Source organism: Methylobacterium sp. CCH7-A2, from assembly GCF_001557075.1.
Lineage (GTDB): Bacteria > Pseudomonadota > Alphaproteobacteria > Rhizobiales > Beijerinckiaceae > Allobosea > Allobosea massiliensis.
Genome location: NZ_LSKN01000068.1, coordinates 1 through 15,250, shown reverse-complemented (window position 1 = coordinate 15,250; position 15,250 = coordinate 1). Strand labels below are relative to the sequence as shown.

At 66.5% G+C, this 15,250-nt stretch carries 17 protein-coding genes; 9 read left to right on the top strand and 8 right to left on the bottom strand.

The genetic code is table 11. The features are described from left to right. Nucleotides 1-42: 42 nt before the first annotated feature. Nucleotides 43-414 carry a response regulator gene (locus AX750_RS04635; RefSeq protein WP_067253639.1) on the bottom strand — a complete coding sequence of 124 codons (372 nt, stop codon included), beginning with the start codon at nt 412-414 and terminating at the stop codon, nt 43-45. Nucleotides 415-582: 168 nt separating this feature from the next. Further along, nucleotides 583-1,083, bottom strand: a complete 501-nt coding sequence (locus AX750_RS04630; RefSeq protein ID WP_067997907.1) for a DUF992 domain-containing protein — start codon at nt 1,081-1,083, stop codon at nt 583-585. A gap of 122 nt (nt 1,084-1,205) precedes the next feature. On the opposite strand from AX750_RS04630, the gene AX750_RS04625 reads away from it, so the two are divergent. Beyond that, nucleotides 1,206-1,430 carry a hypothetical protein gene (locus AX750_RS04625; protein ID WP_067253634.1) on the top strand — a complete coding sequence of 75 codons (225 nt, stop codon included), beginning with the start codon at nt 1,206-1,208 and terminating at the stop codon, nt 1,428-1,430. Between the two features lie 24 nt (nt 1,431-1,454). Here the strand turns inward: AX750_RS04625 and AX750_RS25375 are convergent, their stop codons facing one another. From AX750_RS25375 to AX750_RS04620, 3 genes are all read right to left on the bottom strand, one after another. After that, the gene (locus tag AX750_RS25375) at nt 1,455-2,210 is read right to left on the bottom strand and encodes an extensin family protein (protein ID WP_068078776.1); all 756 of its coding nucleotides are present in this window, start codon (nt 2,208-2,210) and stop codon (nt 1,455-1,457) included. A gap of 68 nt (nt 2,211-2,278) precedes the next feature. Then, nucleotides 2,279-2,443 (bottom strand): hypothetical protein, encoded by a 165-nt coding sequence (locus AX750_RS25850; protein WP_156449947.1) that lies wholly within the window; start codon nt 2,441-2,443, stop codon nt 2,279-2,281. A 167-nt stretch (nt 2,444-2,610) separates the two neighbouring features. Further along, the gene (locus tag AX750_RS04620; protein WP_067253631.1) at nt 2,611-3,411 is read right to left on the bottom strand and encodes a response regulator; all 801 of its coding nucleotides are present in this window, start codon (nt 3,409-3,411) and stop codon (nt 2,611-2,613) included. Between the two features lie 214 nt (nt 3,412-3,625). Between AX750_RS04620 and AX750_RS04615 the strand changes: the two genes are divergently transcribed. The 3 genes from AX750_RS04615 to AX750_RS04605 are packed head-to-tail and all read left to right on the top strand — an operon-like array spanning nt 3,626 to nt 6,049. Next, a complete protein-coding gene (locus AX750_RS04615) occupies nt 3,626-3,850 on the top strand; it encodes a NepR family anti-sigma factor (RefSeq protein ID WP_067253628.1) in 225 nt (74 codons plus the stop codon). Continuing rightward, complete coding sequence (locus AX750_RS04610; protein WP_067253624.1) at nt 3,837-4,397, top strand: sigma-70 family RNA polymerase sigma factor; 561 nt, start codon at nt 3,837-3,839, stop codon at nt 4,395-4,397. The genes AX750_RS04615 and AX750_RS04610 overlap by 14 nt, the downstream gene beginning before the upstream one ends. Further along, the gene (locus AX750_RS04605; protein ID WP_067253621.1) at nt 4,397-6,049 is read left to right on the top strand and encodes a sensor histidine kinase; all 1,653 of its coding nucleotides are present in this window, start codon (nt 4,397-4,399) and stop codon (nt 6,047-6,049) included. Before AX750_RS04610 ends, AX750_RS04605 begins: the two co-directional genes overlap by 1 nt. Before the next feature lie 17 nt (nt 6,050-6,066). Here AX750_RS04605 and AX750_RS04600 read toward each other — a convergent pair whose 3' ends face one another. The 3 genes from AX750_RS04600 to AX750_RS04590 all read right to left on the bottom strand — a co-directional run bounded on the left by AX750_RS04600 (nt 6,067) and on the right by AX750_RS04590 (nt 9,299). Next, complete coding sequence (locus AX750_RS04600; RefSeq protein ID WP_082735276.1) at nt 6,067-6,945, bottom strand: transglutaminase family protein; 879 nt, start codon at nt 6,943-6,945, stop codon at nt 6,067-6,069. Nucleotides 6,946-7,080: 135 nt separating this feature from the next. Further along, a complete protein-coding gene (locus AX750_RS04595; RefSeq protein WP_067253617.1) occupies nt 7,081-7,359 on the bottom strand; it encodes a hypothetical protein in 279 nt (92 codons plus the stop codon). A gap of 131 nt (nt 7,360-7,490) precedes the next feature. Then, complete coding sequence (locus AX750_RS04590) at nt 7,491-9,299, bottom strand: ABC transporter ATP-binding protein/permease (RefSeq protein ID WP_067253614.1); 1,809 nt, start codon at nt 9,297-9,299, stop codon at nt 7,491-7,493. Between the two features lie 219 nt (nt 9,300-9,518). Between AX750_RS04590 and AX750_RS04585 the strand changes: the two genes are divergently transcribed. From AX750_RS04585 to AX750_RS04565, 5 genes are all read left to right on the top strand, one after another. Beyond that, nucleotides 9,519-10,277, top strand: coding sequence for a Crp/Fnr family transcriptional regulator (locus AX750_RS04585; RefSeq protein WP_082733332.1), 759 nt, complete (start codon nt 9,519-9,521; stop codon nt 10,275-10,277). 143 nt (nt 10,278-10,420) lie between these two features. After that, a complete protein-coding gene (locus AX750_RS04580) occupies nt 10,421-11,215 on the top strand; it encodes an rRNA adenine N-6-methyltransferase family protein (RefSeq protein WP_348626267.1) in 795 nt (264 codons plus the stop codon). A 168-nt stretch (nt 11,216-11,383) separates the two neighbouring features. Then, nucleotides 11,384-12,571, top strand: coding sequence for a GGDEF domain-containing protein (locus AX750_RS04575; protein WP_245282306.1), 1,188 nt, complete (start codon nt 11,384-11,386; stop codon nt 12,569-12,571). A 51-nt stretch (nt 12,572-12,622) separates the two neighbouring features. Next, on the top strand, nt 12,623-13,555 hold the full coding sequence (locus tag AX750_RS04570; protein ID WP_197432790.1) for a glutaminase: 933 nt from the start codon (nt 12,623-12,625) through the stop codon (nt 13,553-13,555). A 143-nt stretch (nt 13,556-13,698) separates the two neighbouring features. Next, on the top strand, nt 13,699-15,250 hold a 1,552-nt coding region (locus AX750_RS04565), incomplete at its 3' end, for a HAMP domain-containing protein (RefSeq protein ID WP_197432789.1).

The window sequence follows — 15,250 nt, the reverse complement described above, 5'->3', positions numbered from 1 at the left end:
CGGAAACCGGCGGCTCTGCCCTACATGCCGGTCGGTGACCGCTCAGCCCTTGGCGGGCTGGGCCACCGCGGCCGTGACGAAGCTGGTGATTTCGCGCGTCGAGAAGGGTTTGCGCAGAAAACGGACCTTGCGCAGCATCTCGGGGACGTCGCTCGGCGTCGAGCCCGAAACGAAGGCAAAAGGCGTGCCCTTCTGCAGAAGGTTGGCGGCAACGTCGAAGGTCTTGCCGCCGACCACATCGATGTCGAGCAGCGCGCAGGAGATCTTGGCCGCCGTCGCCGCCCGCTGGGCCTGCGACACGGAGTCCACGACGATCAATTCTGCGGCCGGGCCGAATTGCTCGGCCACGGCGGTTTCGATGTCCATCGCAATGAACGGATCATCTTCGACAATCAGGATGCGGATATCAGACATGGACGACCGCTTCCTCCCTTACTCTGCCAACGCTGACGTTACACGAACGACAACGGAATCGCGCTGGCTAATGTTCCGGGATTCCACCCATCCGTCCTCGGGTTGCGCGCCGATCGGCTCAATTTGAGCCTTTACGGTTAGCAAATCGTAACCGCACCGGGCTTGCGATCAGCGTCGGCGGCCGGGGCGGACGAGCGAGAGCTCGAAGCCGGTGACGCCGACCGCGACATTGATGCCACGTGCGCCCTGGAGCGAGAGCGGCTGTAGCGTCACCTCATTGTTGTTGCCGCCGACCAGCAGATTGGCGCTGCCACCGACGCCGGCCGAGGCGCCCGCGGTGGCGCCCGCATAACGACCCGCGAGCACGCCAAGCGGGGCGCGGGCATAGGGGCCGTAGACGCGCCAGGACATGGTGCTTGCGCGCATCCGGCCGAGGTCGAGCCCGAAGTTCCGCACGACGCCGGTATAGCGCTGCACCGGGCCGCGACGCGGCGTGAAGGTGCAGTTCATCGGCCGCTGGGAGGTGACGACGAGGCCGAGCCCCGCTCCGACATTGCAGGCCAGGCGCCCTGCCGGCGGGCCGGACTGCGCGGCCGCAGGAAGGCTCGAAACCACAAGGGCACATGCGGCGACACAAGCAGCGGAGGCCGCCTTGGCAAAAGTGATCATCGAGAAGCTCCTGACATGAAGATGTCCCCCAAACGCCCCACGGCCGGCACAGTTCCGCGCAAGCTGGAACTGGTCAACTCCTGCGGCGTTCCAACGAGCACGAAGCTGAAAGGTTGCACAGCGTGAACCAGCCCCGGCCCGCTCTCTTTCCCTGGTGGCGCGGCGGCGCATCCGGCGCGCAGCCCCCCTTCTGGGAACTCGAATCTCTGCTGCTGCTCGGTTTTGCGCGCGACGCCGCCCTGCAGCGGATCGCGGCCCGACGCGCCCTGACCGATCGGGGCGTCATGGCCGACAGATCGCGGAGCTTTCTTGATCTGACGCGCGCGCACGACGCGGCCCATGGCTGAGAAGAACCACTGCGGCCCGTGACGCTACTGGCAGAAGCGGCTGGACGCGCGCCGCGGCTGGATATCGACGTGGAGATGATCCTGATGGGTGGGGTCCGAGCCCGGGCCGAGCGCGGTCAGGAAGGCACCACAGGCCGAATGCCGCAACCCGGTGAGGAAGGCCTCATGGCCTCCTGGCTTCGCCATCTCAACGGAAAGCCGTTCTGTCCCCGATCCGATCCCGATGGCGAAGACATCGAGGGCCCGACCGGTGGCATGCTCGCTCAGAGGCCCCTCTGACCGACGGTTGCGACGTCGGCATTCATGGCCACCCCCGACGCGTAAAGCTGAGAGATCCAGGCCGTAGTGTCCGCGGGCGAGAGGCTGCAGGCTTGTCTCGATCCACGCCGCGACCGTTGTTGCCATGTCGCAGGCCAATGTCACCGGCGGCTGGAGGTCGACCTTGCGGCGTTCGCCCTGCCTGCCGACGCGGATCGACAGGGCGGAAATCTCGATGGGCTCAACGACGGTGCATCCGGCCTCGACTGCCGGCAGCGTGACGGCCCTCAGATCAGGGCCGTAACGCTGGCGCAGCGATGCCAGGCAGGTTGCAGCCGGAGCAGCGGCCGGTGTCGCTGCGGCGTCGGACGGTGCAGGTTCCGGCGAGGGACTTTCGCGCGCCGGTTCCGGTGGTGCTGTGCGAGGCCACTCAGCCGGCCGCGGCGGCGGACGCGTCTCACCGCTGGCGCCCTGCACCTGCACCAGTGCCGTCAGCAGGACAAGGGCGGCCGAACGACCCATCGACCAAGCGAGCGCGGGCCCGCAGCCTCCACCGCTCTTGTGTCTTCGGAGCCGGATCGCCCTGCTCGTCAGATGTCGAGCGCCGCGGCACTGGCGATGGCGAGAGCCGTGAGACCCGCCATCACCAGGGACAGCACCTCACCCATGATCGAGCCATCGGGTAGGACGCCCCCGAACAGCGCCAAGCCTGCCGATGCGGCACCGATCAGCGCTGCGACGAAGGTCATCGTCATGACACGCACTCCCAGGGCGAGCGGCCGTTCCGTTTCGCCTCGCGGGAGAACGTCACGGGAGCGCGCTTGTTCCGCGCCTCCGCCGGTCGATGGGAGTCGCCAGAAGACAGGAGACCCGCGACTTGTTCGCGTCGCGGGTCTCCGGGATACGACCGGGATGCGCTGAATTAAGCCGCCTTGCGGCCCGCCCGGCGGTCGAAGAACAGCGCCTGGCTGATCGCGGCCTTCACGGCTTCCGGCTGGAAGGGCTTGGTGATCAAGAAGGCCGGCTCCGGACGATCGCCCGTGAGCAGACGCTCCGGATAGGCCGTGATGAAGATCACGGGCACGTCGATCGTGGACAGGATCTCGTTGACCGCGTCGAGGCCGGAGCTGCCATCGGCGAGCTGGATGTCGGCGAGAACGAGGCCAGGGCGCTTCTTTGCGACCAGCGCGATCGCCTCGCGCTGCGTGCGCGCAACGCCGGTGACGGTATGGCCAAGCTCCTCGACCATGGTCTCGATGTCGAGAGCGATGATGGGCTCATCCTCGATGATCAGCACGTCGGTGGCGACCTGTTCGGCGATCTCCTGACCGGCCGTCTGCACCAAGGCGGCAGCGTCGGCCGACGAGACGCCCATGATCGCGCCGACCTCGTCGATCGAGAAGCCCTCGACCGTGCGCAGCAGGAACGCCTGGCGCGGACGCGGGGTCAGCGCCTCGAGGTTGCGCTCGACGGCGTTGGGGTTCAGCGTGACGGGCGCCGTCGGGTCAGCGGTGTTGAGACCGACCGACGACCACAGCTTGAGGAAGGTGCGATAGAGGCCGATGCGGGGGTTGAGATCGCGCGGGAAAGAGGCGGGATCGAGCACGAGCGCCTCGAGCATCGCGACGACATAGGCATCGCCGCCCGTCTGCGTACCGGTCAAGGCGCGGGCGAATCGGCGCAGGTAAGGCAGATGCGGCGCAATTTCCTTGGCGATCGACATAGAGATATCCCCATTAAAACAGGCCGGAAATGAGCACTCAGGCTGCCGCAATGACAAGCGATTTATTTTTCAAAATGAGGGGAACCTTTTACGGCAACACCTGTTAAACGGGACTATCCGTGTCGGAATTCGCCGCGAGGGGGCATCCGACTGACGTTGTCGAGAGGTCGGGACCGGCTGGAAAAGCCGGCCCGGTATTCGCACGAGGGCCGATATGAGCGATGTGAATTCAGCCATGGCCGCGCCGGAAGACGGTGCGGACAGCGAGGTCGAGGTCATGCTTGACCCCAGGGTGCAGGAATCCATCGGACGATCGCTCAAGGCTCATTACGACGACATCGTCAACGCGCCCGTCCCTGACAAGTTTCTGGTGCTGCTCGCTCAGCTCGAGGCAACCGAACGTCGCGCTGACGGAGCATCGACCGATGAGCTCAACTGAATTCAAGGACGGGCTGATCAAGGAGATCCCGAATCTGCGAGCCTTCGCCGCCTCGCTGTCGGGTTCGATCCAGCTCGCCGACGATCTGGTGCAGGATACCCTGCTCAAGGCGTGGGGCAATTCGGAGAAGTTCGAGCCCGGCACCAGCCTGCGGGCCTGGCTCTTCACCATCCTGCGCAACACCTACTACTCGCTCTACCGCAAGCGCGGCCGCGAGGTGCAGGACAGCGAAGGCACCTATGCGGAGCGCATGGCGACCCATGGCAACCAGGAAAGCCATCTCGATCTCGCCGATTTCCGCAAGGCGCTGGCCAAGCTCCCCGAGGAGCAGCGCGAAGTCCTGATCATGGTGGGCGCGACCGGGCTCTCCTACGAGGAAACGGCGGAGATCTGCGGCGTTGCGATCGGGACGATCAAGAGTCGTGTGAACCGCGCCCGCACGAAGCTGGCCGAGCTTTTGTCCATTGGCAGCCTCGACGACCTCGGGCCTGACCGGCAAAGCGCCGCCGCGATTCAAAGGGTCGGTTCCGAAATCGTCGGGCCCTGATGCGCCTCGCGCGCTTCCCCACCGTCCGGGGGCGGCTGCTCGCCCTGCTGGTCGCGATCGCATTTCCGATCGCCTGCCTGACGGCGCTTGCGGCGCTCACCACCTACAACACGGTCATCGCCGCGATCGAGATCGCGCAGGCGCGAACGGCGGACGATTTCGCCGTGCGCACACGGGTCTGGCATCGGGGCGCGCTGCGCGTGCTTCTGAGTTCGGGGGAGCTGATCGCGACCTCTGACGCGACGACGCAGACATGCGGCGCCGAAGCGCGACGCATGCTCGACCGGATCCCCGGCTATCTGGCTGTCCTCTACAGATTGGCCGATGGCCGGACCTGCTTTGCGGCGACGGACCCCGCGCTGACCGAGACCGGCATGACCGAGATTGCGGCAGGGCTGACCCGGATGCCGCGGTCGGTGTCGCGTTCGCAGATCCAGCTTCCCCCGGCCCGATTCGACAAGGTGCGGATCGGCGGCAGCGATCACCTCGTCACGCAGGTTGCTCTCGACGGCGATCCGGTCCTGCGTGACGCGCTGCTCCTCTCCGATCCGGACTTGCTCGATCAGGTTTTCGAGCTCGGCGGCGCCAGCGATGGCGTCAACGTCGCGCTGGTCTCGGGAAAAGACACGGTGGTGATGCATCGCGGTGAGGGACGGCAGGACGATCTGTCTTGGCTGCCTGACGAAAGCACCTTCCCAACCGACGGGCGCCGCTGGGAAGCCCGCAGCCGCGCCGGTCACAAGCGTTCCTATGCGGCGCGTCTGGTCTCGGCGCCCGATCTCTATGTGATCGCGAGCTTCAGCAACGCCCCGGAGCGAGCAGCCCGGATGCAGTTCCTGGCGCTGCTCGTGGCGCCGATCCTGACTCTGATCCTGCTCTGCCTCGTCTATCTGCGTGCCATCGACCAGCATTGTGTCAAATGGCTGCGAGGCATCGAGGCGGCGGCCCGCGCCCGCTCGGGCCAGCCCAATGTCCGAGCCGTCATCGCGGATGACATGCCGAGCGATATCCGCAGCGTGGCGGAGGCCTTCAACACCATGGTCGAGGAACAGGAAGTCCGCCAGCGGCGCCTCCAGACGGCCCTCGACGACAACCGCTTCCTGGTTCGCGAACTGCATCACCGGGTGAAGAACAGCCTCCAGGTGGTGCAGAGCTATATCGGCCTCAAGAAGCGCGACTATCGCGATGAGGCGCGGTTGGCGCTGGCGGACGCCGAGACGCGGGTTCACGTGCTCTCGGCCGCCTATCGCTTCACCCTCGCCGATGGCGAGATGCAGCCGGTGCGCGTCGACCTCTTCATCGAGGATGTGGTGACGATGATCACCAATCTGGTGCGCAACCGCGACCAGTGGGTCAGCAGCCGGCTCGAAACAGAGGCGACGCTCTCGGTCGACCGGATCATCCCGCTCGGCTTTCTGCTGGTGGACATCGCCTCGCGGGTGCTGCGCAGCACGCCGGGTGTCAGCCTGACGATCAACGTGCGGGATATCGATGCGACGACGCTGGAAGTCGCGCTCGAGGCCGACCGGGCGATCCCGGTCAGCGAGCCGCCGAAGATGTTTGCGGGGCTCGTCGCGCAGATCGAGGCGGTGCAGGTCGAGAAACCCGAGGGGCGCAGCCTCGGCAGCTGGCGCATCAGCCACGGCGCGTGACGAGACGCCCGGCCTGCTCAGGCCGGGCGGTCCACGGTCTCGATCGTGACGCCGACGCCGAGGCCAAGAAACGAACCGGTCAGGCCTGTGAAACTGCCGGCGACCGGAGATGCATCCTCCGGTACGCGTGCGACGGCGACGCGAAGCAGCTGCCGGTCGGCGACGAGATCGTTGGTGGGGTCGAACTCGACCCAACCGTCGCCGGGAATGAAGACGTCAGCCCAGGCATGGGTCAGGCCCACTGTGGAGACGAGCCCGGCAGCGTCGGGTGTGCGGTCGTGGATGTAGCCGGTGACGAAGCGGGCTGCGAAGCCCATGCGACGCGCCAGCTCGATGAAGAGCCAGGCATAGTCCCGACAGGAGCCGGCCTGCTGGCGCAGCGTGTCGGCCGGATGCTGGGTGCCCTCGTCATAGCGCACCGCATAGCTCAAGCCGGCATGGATGGCATGGGCAAGGTCGCGCAGCAGATGGCCCGAACCCTGACCGATGCGGGCGCGAAAATCCGTCAGCCAGTGATCGAGCACGCCGTCGGGGTCGGCGGCGGCGAGATCGAGATAGGGCTGGAGCACCGCGCGCTCGCCTTCTGAATAGACGACCCCGGTCACGGCGGCGGAGGGCTCGATTTCGGTGCGCGGCAAGGCGGAGCCGAAGCGCTGCACCACCAGTTCGCTGACGATGTCCAGCGTGTCGGCCGGCTCGTCGAAATTTGCGATGGCGACCGAGTTGCCATAGGCGTCGTGCATCCAGCGAATCCGGGCGCGCGGCGAGATCGTGAGGGCGGTATCGACGACGCGCAGATCAAAGCTGTCGCGCGGCCGCAGCATCAGGCGGTGCGGCCCGAACTGGACCGGGCCGCCATAGCGATAGGTCGTTGAATGCCGGATGCGCAGATACATGGCGAGCCTGCTGGTTCGACGCCGTTTCCAAAAAACAAGCCGCCCGAAGGCGGCTTTGAGTGGGGCACGAGGGATGTGCCTGTCTTCGAACCCGGCTCGACGCAGAATGTTCCGCGGCGCCGGAAGGATTTCTGCTTAACGCAACACACGCGGCTCGCTGCGCTGAACCTGCGCCTGCTGAGTGCCGCCGATGGCGCGCTTGGTCACGCCGACGGTTCGCTGCGAGGGATCGACGGCGGCGAAGCGGGTATCTGTCGGAAGCTGACGCTCGATCTTCATCTGCGCGATGGCCGAGGAGCTGTCGGGATTCGTCTCCTGGAAGCCGGAGCCCATGGTGAGGGCGCCGACGCCCATGGCCATGAAGCCGAAGAACAGACCGGCGCGCCGAATGGGGGCAAAGCTGTTGGTCAACATCTGTCTCTCCCGACGCCAGCACCGACAACAACTGTCGGCTTCCGGGAAGTTAACGTGAGGATGTCAAGCTGGTTCCATCGGCCTGCCTCTAGGGTCATACCTGCCGATCACATCGGCGCGAGGCTCATCCGTCAGCCAACCTCGTCATTGGCGGCGTCGCGCGCTCTGAACAGCCGCCACAACGACTTGCCGAGGCGCCGCGACGTCATATGGGCGCCGGCCCGGCGCTTCTCCAGCGTGATCTTGCGGTCGTGGAAATCCTCGAGCCCCGGGCGGTGCCCGACGCTGATCAGCGTGGCATGGCCAAGCTCGGCCTCGAACAGGCCGAGCAGGTGGTTCTGGCTGTCTTCGTCGAGGGCGGACGTGGCCTCGTCCATGATGATGATGTCGGGCCTGCGGATGACGAGCCGCGCGAAGGCGATGCGCTGGCGCTCGCCGCCGGAGAGGATACGCTCCCATTTGTCGTCGTCGTCGAGACGACGGGCGAGATAGCCCAGTCCGCAGCGCCGCAGCGCCGCGACCAGCACCTCGTCCGGCACGGGATTGTCGGCCTCGGGATAGAGCAGCACGGTGCGCAGATCGCCCATCGGCAGATAGGGTTTCTGCGGAACGAAGGCGATCGACTTGCCCCGGGGGACGGCGATCGAGCCCGAGCCCCAGGGCCACAGACCGGCGAGCGCGCGGATGAGCGTGCTCTTGCCCGTGCCGCTCTCGCCGACGATCAGCACCTTCTCGCCGAGGCCGATCACGACCGAAGCGTCGGTGATCACCGCGCGGCCGTTGCTGTGGGCGATGGAAAGGCGATCGAGATGGATGGCGCCGTCGTCGCTCTCCTGGAGCGAGATCTGGGTGTCGCCTTCCATGACCGTTCCGATATCGACGCCTTCCAGCGCCTCCTGCAATTCATCGACGCGGGTGACGGAGGCGAACCATTCCGCGAGCCGGACAAAATTATCGACGAACCAGATCAGCGCCGCCTGGACGGCGCTGAAAGCCGCCACGACCTGCATCACAGCGCCCAGCGTCACATCACCCGAGAGATATTTGGGTGCGATCAGCAGCAGGGGCACAATCGGGAAGAGGGCGCCGTTGGTGTTGAGAACGAGCGCGATGACGCCCTGCTGGCGAATGACGCGCAGCCATGCGGCGACGACGCGCCCATAGCTCTCGCCGACCGCATCGCGCTCGTCGGAATCGCCGCGGATCAGCGCGATGCTTTCGGCATTTTCGCGCAGCCGCGTCATTTCCGCCCGGAACAGCGCCTCCATCTCGTTTTTGGCGGCGATCCGACCGACCAGAGGCCGACCCGTGACATAGGCGGCGAGAGAGGCCACGACGGCGTAGCCTATGGCCGCCAGCGCCATGTAGCTCGGGATCTCGAACGCGACTCCGCCCAGGGTGAAGCGCGCCGAGCCGGCGACGTGCCAGAGGATGGCGGCGAAGGTCGCGGCCGTGACGAAGGCGCTGATCAGCCCGATGGCGAACTCGACCAGAGGCTCGATGGCGAGACGGACATCCTCGGCAATGCGGTATTCCGGCGCCGCCTGCTCGCGCGCGACGAACTGAAGCCGGTAATAGCGCTGATCGGCGATCCACCAGCCCGCCAGACGGCGGGTAAGGTATTCGCGCCAGCGCATCTGCAGCAACATCCGGCTGATCACCAGCCCGGACAGCGTGAGCGCCGAAACGCCGACCAGCAGCGGCAACCAGGCTGCGATCTGCCAGGCCGCCCCGGCATCGCGCTTTTCCAGCGCGTCGAAAAACAGCCGGTTCCAGGTGTTGACGCCGACAGCGGTGGCGAGCTGGGCCGCGACGAAGACAAGAACGGTGAAGGTCAGGGTCCAGGCGCGCAGACGCGTCGGTCCGCTCCAGAAGGGCAACGCGAGGCCAAAGAAGCGGCGCATGCGCGACCGTTCGGAGGGGCGCGGCAGATCGGTCATTTCAGCGTCTTTCGGGAGTGAAGCAGCCGACGCTTGCCCTTCCGCGCCGGCACGTCCTGTCTTGTCGCCCGCGTCGCGGGCGTAGGCCTTCCCTAACGTCCATACGTCATCGCGGTTCCCCTTGGTGATGACGGGGCGCGTGAGTTCACCTCCCGCCGCCGGCTTGCTATGAGGGATGCGGAGCGCCCCTGCCGGCGCTCCGGGAGATCGAAGAGGACGATGACGGACAGCGCCTATCCCAACGGCCGAAACGGCGTGCCCTGTCTGGCCTGTCCACTGCGGCTGAAGCCGGCCTTCAAGGACAAGACCGATGAGGAGATCCGCTTCATCCAGGCGATCAAGACCGAGCATCGCCATCTGCCGGCCGGGTCCGACATCATCCATCCGGGGCAGCAGGATGCGGAACTCTACACGCTCTTTTCGGGCTGGGCCTTCCGTTACCAGCTTCTGCCCGACGGGCGCCGACAGATCCTGAACTTCCTGCTGCCCGGCGATCTCGTCGGCCTGCAGGCGTCCCTCCTGAGCGCGGCCCAGCACGGCATCGAGGCTCTGACGGAGGTGGAGCTCTGCGTCTTCCCGCGTAAACGGATCTGGGACCTGTTCGTCCACATGCCGAACCTGGCCTATGAGGTGGCGTGGCTCGGTTCACGTGAAGAGAGCCTGATCGACCAGAACCTGACCTCGGTCGGCCAGCGCAATGCGAGCGAGCGCATCGCCGCGCTGGTGATCTCGCTCTATCGCCGGGCGGAGGCGCTCGGCCTCGTCACGGATGGTGGTTTCCGCTTCCCGCTCTCGCAGCAGCAGCTCGCCGACGCGCTCGGATTGTCGCTGGTCCACACCAGCAAGACTTGGTCGCGGCTGCGCAAGGCCGGCCTCTTCGCCATCGCGGAGGGGCGGCTGACCCTGCTGAACCCGCGCCTGACCTCGAGGATGGCCCTGCTTTACGAACGGGAGGTCGCGCCCCGACCACTGATCTGAAACAAAAGGGGCAGCCCGCGCGTCTCTTGGCAGGCACAGCCGAGGAAAGACCTTGGCTCGGCGGTACACTTGACCCCATATGACGCGCAGGTAACGTTCTCGTCCCCCAAAGGTCGCACCGTCGGTCCGACATCAGAGGCCCCATGTCGCTCACCTCCTCACGCCGCCCCGTCCAGGGAGCTTCGCTGGCCGCTCGTCTCGGGCGTTCCCGTGTGGCTGCGCGGCTCGAGGACGAGATGCGTGTCACGGCCGCGGATCTCGTCGACAGCGTCGCCCAAGCGAGGCTCAAGGTCGCGACCGTGCGCTACAAGGTCGAGGACGAGGTGCGCAGCAAGACCGAGAAGCTGCGCTCGCGGGTGAGCGAAGCGCGCACCAAGCTCGGCGACGAGGCCCGCTTCATCAAGTCCTGGATCGACAATCCCGCCCGCACCGGCTCGGTGACGCCGTCGAGCCCGGCGCTGGCCCGGCGGATGGCTTCCTATGTCGATCCCTCACGTCCCGGACCGGTGATCGAGATCGGGCCCGGAACGGGGCCGGTGACGGAAGCGCTGATCGAGCGGGGCATCAGCGAGGATCGGCTGATCCTGGTGGAATACAGCCCCGATTTCTGCAAGCTGCTGCGCGAGCGCTTTCCGCGCGCGACCGTGATCGAGGGCGACGCCTACGCCCTGTCGAAGACGCTCGAGGGCCATTTGCCGGAGAAGGCGATCGCCGTGGTCTCGAGCCTGCCGCTGTTCAACCAGCCGCCGGCTAAGCGCAGCGCGCTGGCCAAGGATGCATTCACTCTCCTCGTCGACGGGGCTCCGCTGATCCAGTTCACCTATTCGGTGGTGTCGCCTGTGCCGCGCAAGGGCTCGGGCCTGAAGGCCAGTGTCTCGGACTGGGTGTTGCGCAACATTCCGCCGGCGCGGGTCTGGATCTATCGCCAGAACGGCTGAGGCAGGCTGTTCCTGCCAAAGACTTCGCTCGGTGGAAATCGGTTCGAACGTTCCCAGAAACATACCGGTTGGTAACGCATCTGCGTTATGAGGCGCCGCACGAGCAGCCGACTGTCCAGGCTGCTGCGGAAGGGCCTGCCGATGGATGGAAAGACGCCGCGATACAGCTTGCCGCGGTGGCGTCCGACCCGGTGGCTGGCAGAGGCCGGACCCGACGTTCCACTCGAGATTCGCCACGCCCTGATCGCGAGCCTCTTCGGAACGCTGCCGATCTTCATCGCGGGCGTTTTCAATACCGTCACCGTGTCGGTGCTCGTGGCCTTGCGGATGCCGAGCTGGCCGTTTCTGCTCTGGTGCGCTTTTGACATCCTGTGCTGCAGCGCGCGGCTGGTCGTGCTGTTGATCGCGCGACGCCGCGCGGCCAGGCACGAACCGACACCAACCGATCTCTACATTCTGCTGGGCCTGGCCTGGGCGGCCGGCATCGGCTTCGGCGCCTTCATCAGCCTTACGAGCGGAGACTGGGTGGCGGCGACCCTGGTCTGCCTGACCGCGACCGCGATGGTCGGCGGCGTCTGCTTCCGCAATTTCGGCGCGCCGCGCATGGTCGGGCTGATGATCGTGCTGACGCTCGGCCCCTGCACCTTCGCCACGATCTTCGTCAACGAGCCGATCCTGCTGATCGGCCTGCTGCAACTGCCCTTCTACATCTACAGCATGTCGCGGGCCGCCTTTGGGCTCAACAGCATGCTGGTTTCGACCATGCAGGCCGAGCGCGAGCATGCGTTCCAGGCGAAACACGATATGCTGACCGGCCTGCCCAACCGGACCGGGCTGACTCAGGCCCTTCAGGCCAGCCTGACGCGCTATGACGGCTCCAAGCCTCTCGCTCTGATCTATCTGGATCTCGACGGCTTCAAGACGGTCAACGACACCCATGGTCACAACACCGGCGACCGGCTTCTGCAGCTGGTTTCGGATCGGCTGAGGCGGCTCGTTCGTGCAGGCGACGTCGTCGCCCGGATCGGCGGCGACGAGTTCATCGTTCTGTCCGAGCAGATCGGCGGCAGCCCGCTGAAGCGCTTCGGCGAGAGGCTGGTGCGCGAGATATCACAGCCCTATCAACTCGATGAGGCCGTCACCGCCACGATCGGCGTTTCGGTCGGCATCGCTCGCGCCCCGGAGCATGGGCTCGACCTCGAAACCTTGATGGCGGCGGCCGATGCCGCGCTCTACCAGGCCAAATCCGAGGGCAAGGCCCGCTGCATCATGGCGGCGACGCGCCTGCGCAGCGCCGGCTCCGCTTCCAACCCGGCCGCAGCCGCGATGACCTCCCTGTCACCGCGGGCTGCTTGACCCCCGTCTTGTCCTCGGGCCTTCTGCGGACGTGGCGGGAGGACGGGCAGAGTGACGGATCTGGCGCGGCTCGTCCGCGAGATCGCCGCGGAGATGGCGGGGATCCCCGAAAGAGGCGAGGTCGCCAGCTATATCGCACCGTTGGCGGCGGTCGATCCAAGTCGCTTCGGGCTCTGCGTCGTCACGGCGGAGGGCGAGGTGCATCTGGCGGGCGATGCGCTGGAGCCCTTTTCGATCCAGAGCATCTCCAAGGTCTTCGCCCTGACCCAGGCGCTCGGCAAGGTCGGCGAGGCGCTGTGGCAGCGTGTCGGGCGAGAGCCGTCGGGGACGGCATTCAACTCCATCGTCCAGCTCGAGCGCGAGCAGGGCATTCCGCGCAATCCCTTCATCAATGCGGGTGCGCTGGTGGTGGCGGACGTCAATCTTGCCGGCCACGCCCCGCGGGTCGCGATCGGTGAATTGCTGCGCTTCGTGAGGCACCTCGCCGATGACGACGGCATCGCCATCGACGAGCCAGTGGCCAGGGCCGAACAAGCCACCGGATTCCGCAACATCGCGCTGGCCAATTACATGAAAGCCTTCGGCAACATCCGCCATCCGCCGGAGCTGACACTCGGCGTCTATTTCCACCAATGCGCCATCGCGATGAACTGCCTGCAGCTCGCCATGGCCGGCCGCTACCTGATGCATGGCGGCCTGCTTCAGCCTGGCGGCGCCCGGATCGTCTCGTCGCGCCGGGCACGCCGCATCAACGCGCTGATGCTGACCTGCGGCCATTACGATGCCTCCGGCGACTTCGCCTTCCGCGTCGGGCTGCCGGGGAAATCGGGGGTGGGCGGCGGTATTCTCGCGATCGCCCCGGGTCGCGCCTCCATCGCCGTCTGGTCGCCGGGCCTCAATGCCAACGGCAATTCGCAGATCGGGACGCTGGCGCTCGAACGCCTGGCCGAAGCGACCGGCTGGTCCGTCTTCGGCGCCGCGTAATCGCCCTGCGCGTCAGTAAGGTTACCCAGATGTCACGCAGAAACAGAGAATCTTAAGCATTCTGACGCAAGCTTCGGGCCAGGATTCCCAGCGATGTCGGAGGCCGATGCCTCGACGACATCGCAGCGACCAGGATGGTGCCCGTGCAACTCTTTCCCGCCTCGATCAAGAACTACCTCGTCGCGACCATGGCATGCCTGTGCATCCCGGGCGTCGGCGCACTGGCTTACATGGCCAGCCAGTCCTTCGGCGATGTGCGGGAAAACATGCGCCTGGCCAATCTGGTCGAGGCGGACAAGGCGCTGCTGATCGCCGGTAACAGCATCCGCGCCAATCGCGGCCAGGCGCAGACCGCGATCCAGGCGGCTGACGACCCAGCGCCGATCATCGCCAAGGTCGAGCAGGCAAACCGCAAGGACCTCGACGAGGCCGTCGCCCGTCTCACCGCCACGTCGCTCCCCAACCGCGCCGCTCTGGCGGAGGCCGTGGCGACGCAGCAGAAGGCGACCGACGCCAAGTTTGCGGATCTGCGCGCCGAGGCCGCCAAGCCCAAGGCCCAGCGCAGCCTGCAGGCGACGATGCCCTGGTACAACGGCGTCGGCGACATCGAGACGGCTCTGGTGAAGGCGGCGGATGCGACCTCTCTCGCCGTCCGTCTCTCGGACCCGATCATGGCCGATCTCCAGAACGTCAAGTCGACCGGCTGGCGTACACGGTCGTCCTACGGCATCCAATGCTCGGTGTTGCGGCCGCATATGGCGTCGGGCAAAGCGCTGGAGCCGGCGCAGATTCGCCGCCTTGGCGAACTGCGCGGCGTGGCCGACTCGAACATGGAGCAGCTGCGCCAGATGACGCAGCGCAGCGGCGTCGGCGCCGAGCTCGTCCGCAAGGTTGGCGTGATGGGCGCCGAGATGGAGGCCGCCAACAAGGCGATGGATACGCTGATGGCCAAACTCGGCCAGGGCAGCGCCCCGCTGATCTCGGCCGAGGACTGGACCAAGCTGTGCAACGGCCCGTTCACCGCCATGCTCTCGGCCATCACGCAGTCGCTCGACGACATGGCGAGCGTCACGCAGGACAAGCTCGACGCCGCCTGGGCACAGCTCGCCGTCATCGGTGCACTGCTGGCGGCCCTGCTGGTCGTCTGCGTCGTCAGCTGGCGCGGCGTGCAGCGCCGGATCGCCAAGCCGGTCGTCGCGCTGAAGTCGGCGCTCGACGTCATGCAGGCCGGCGATTTCTCCCAGCCCATTCCCGCAGCCGCCTCCCCCGACGAGATCGGCGCCCTCAGCGGAGCTCTGGAAGCCTATCGCGAGAACGCGCTGTCGCTCGAAGCGAGCCGGCGTGACCGCGAACTCGCCATGCTGGCCGACAGCCAGCAGGCGGCGAATGTGCAGAAGCTGCTGGGCGAGGTCGCAGGCATCGTGTCGGCGGCCCAGAACGGCGACTTCTCCGGCCATGCCAGCGTCGGCGATGTCGGGGGGCCGCTCGGTGAACTGGTCACCGGGATCAACGAGATCAATGCGGTAGTGAACGGGGCCACGACCGAATTCGCGGCGGCGCTGCAGTCGGTCGCGAATGGCGACCTGACGCATCGGGTCGACACCGCCTATCGCGGCCGCTTCGCCGATCTCAAGAACGCGATCAACGACACGGTCGACCGTCTCTCGGCCACGGTGAAGACGATCCAGGTGACCT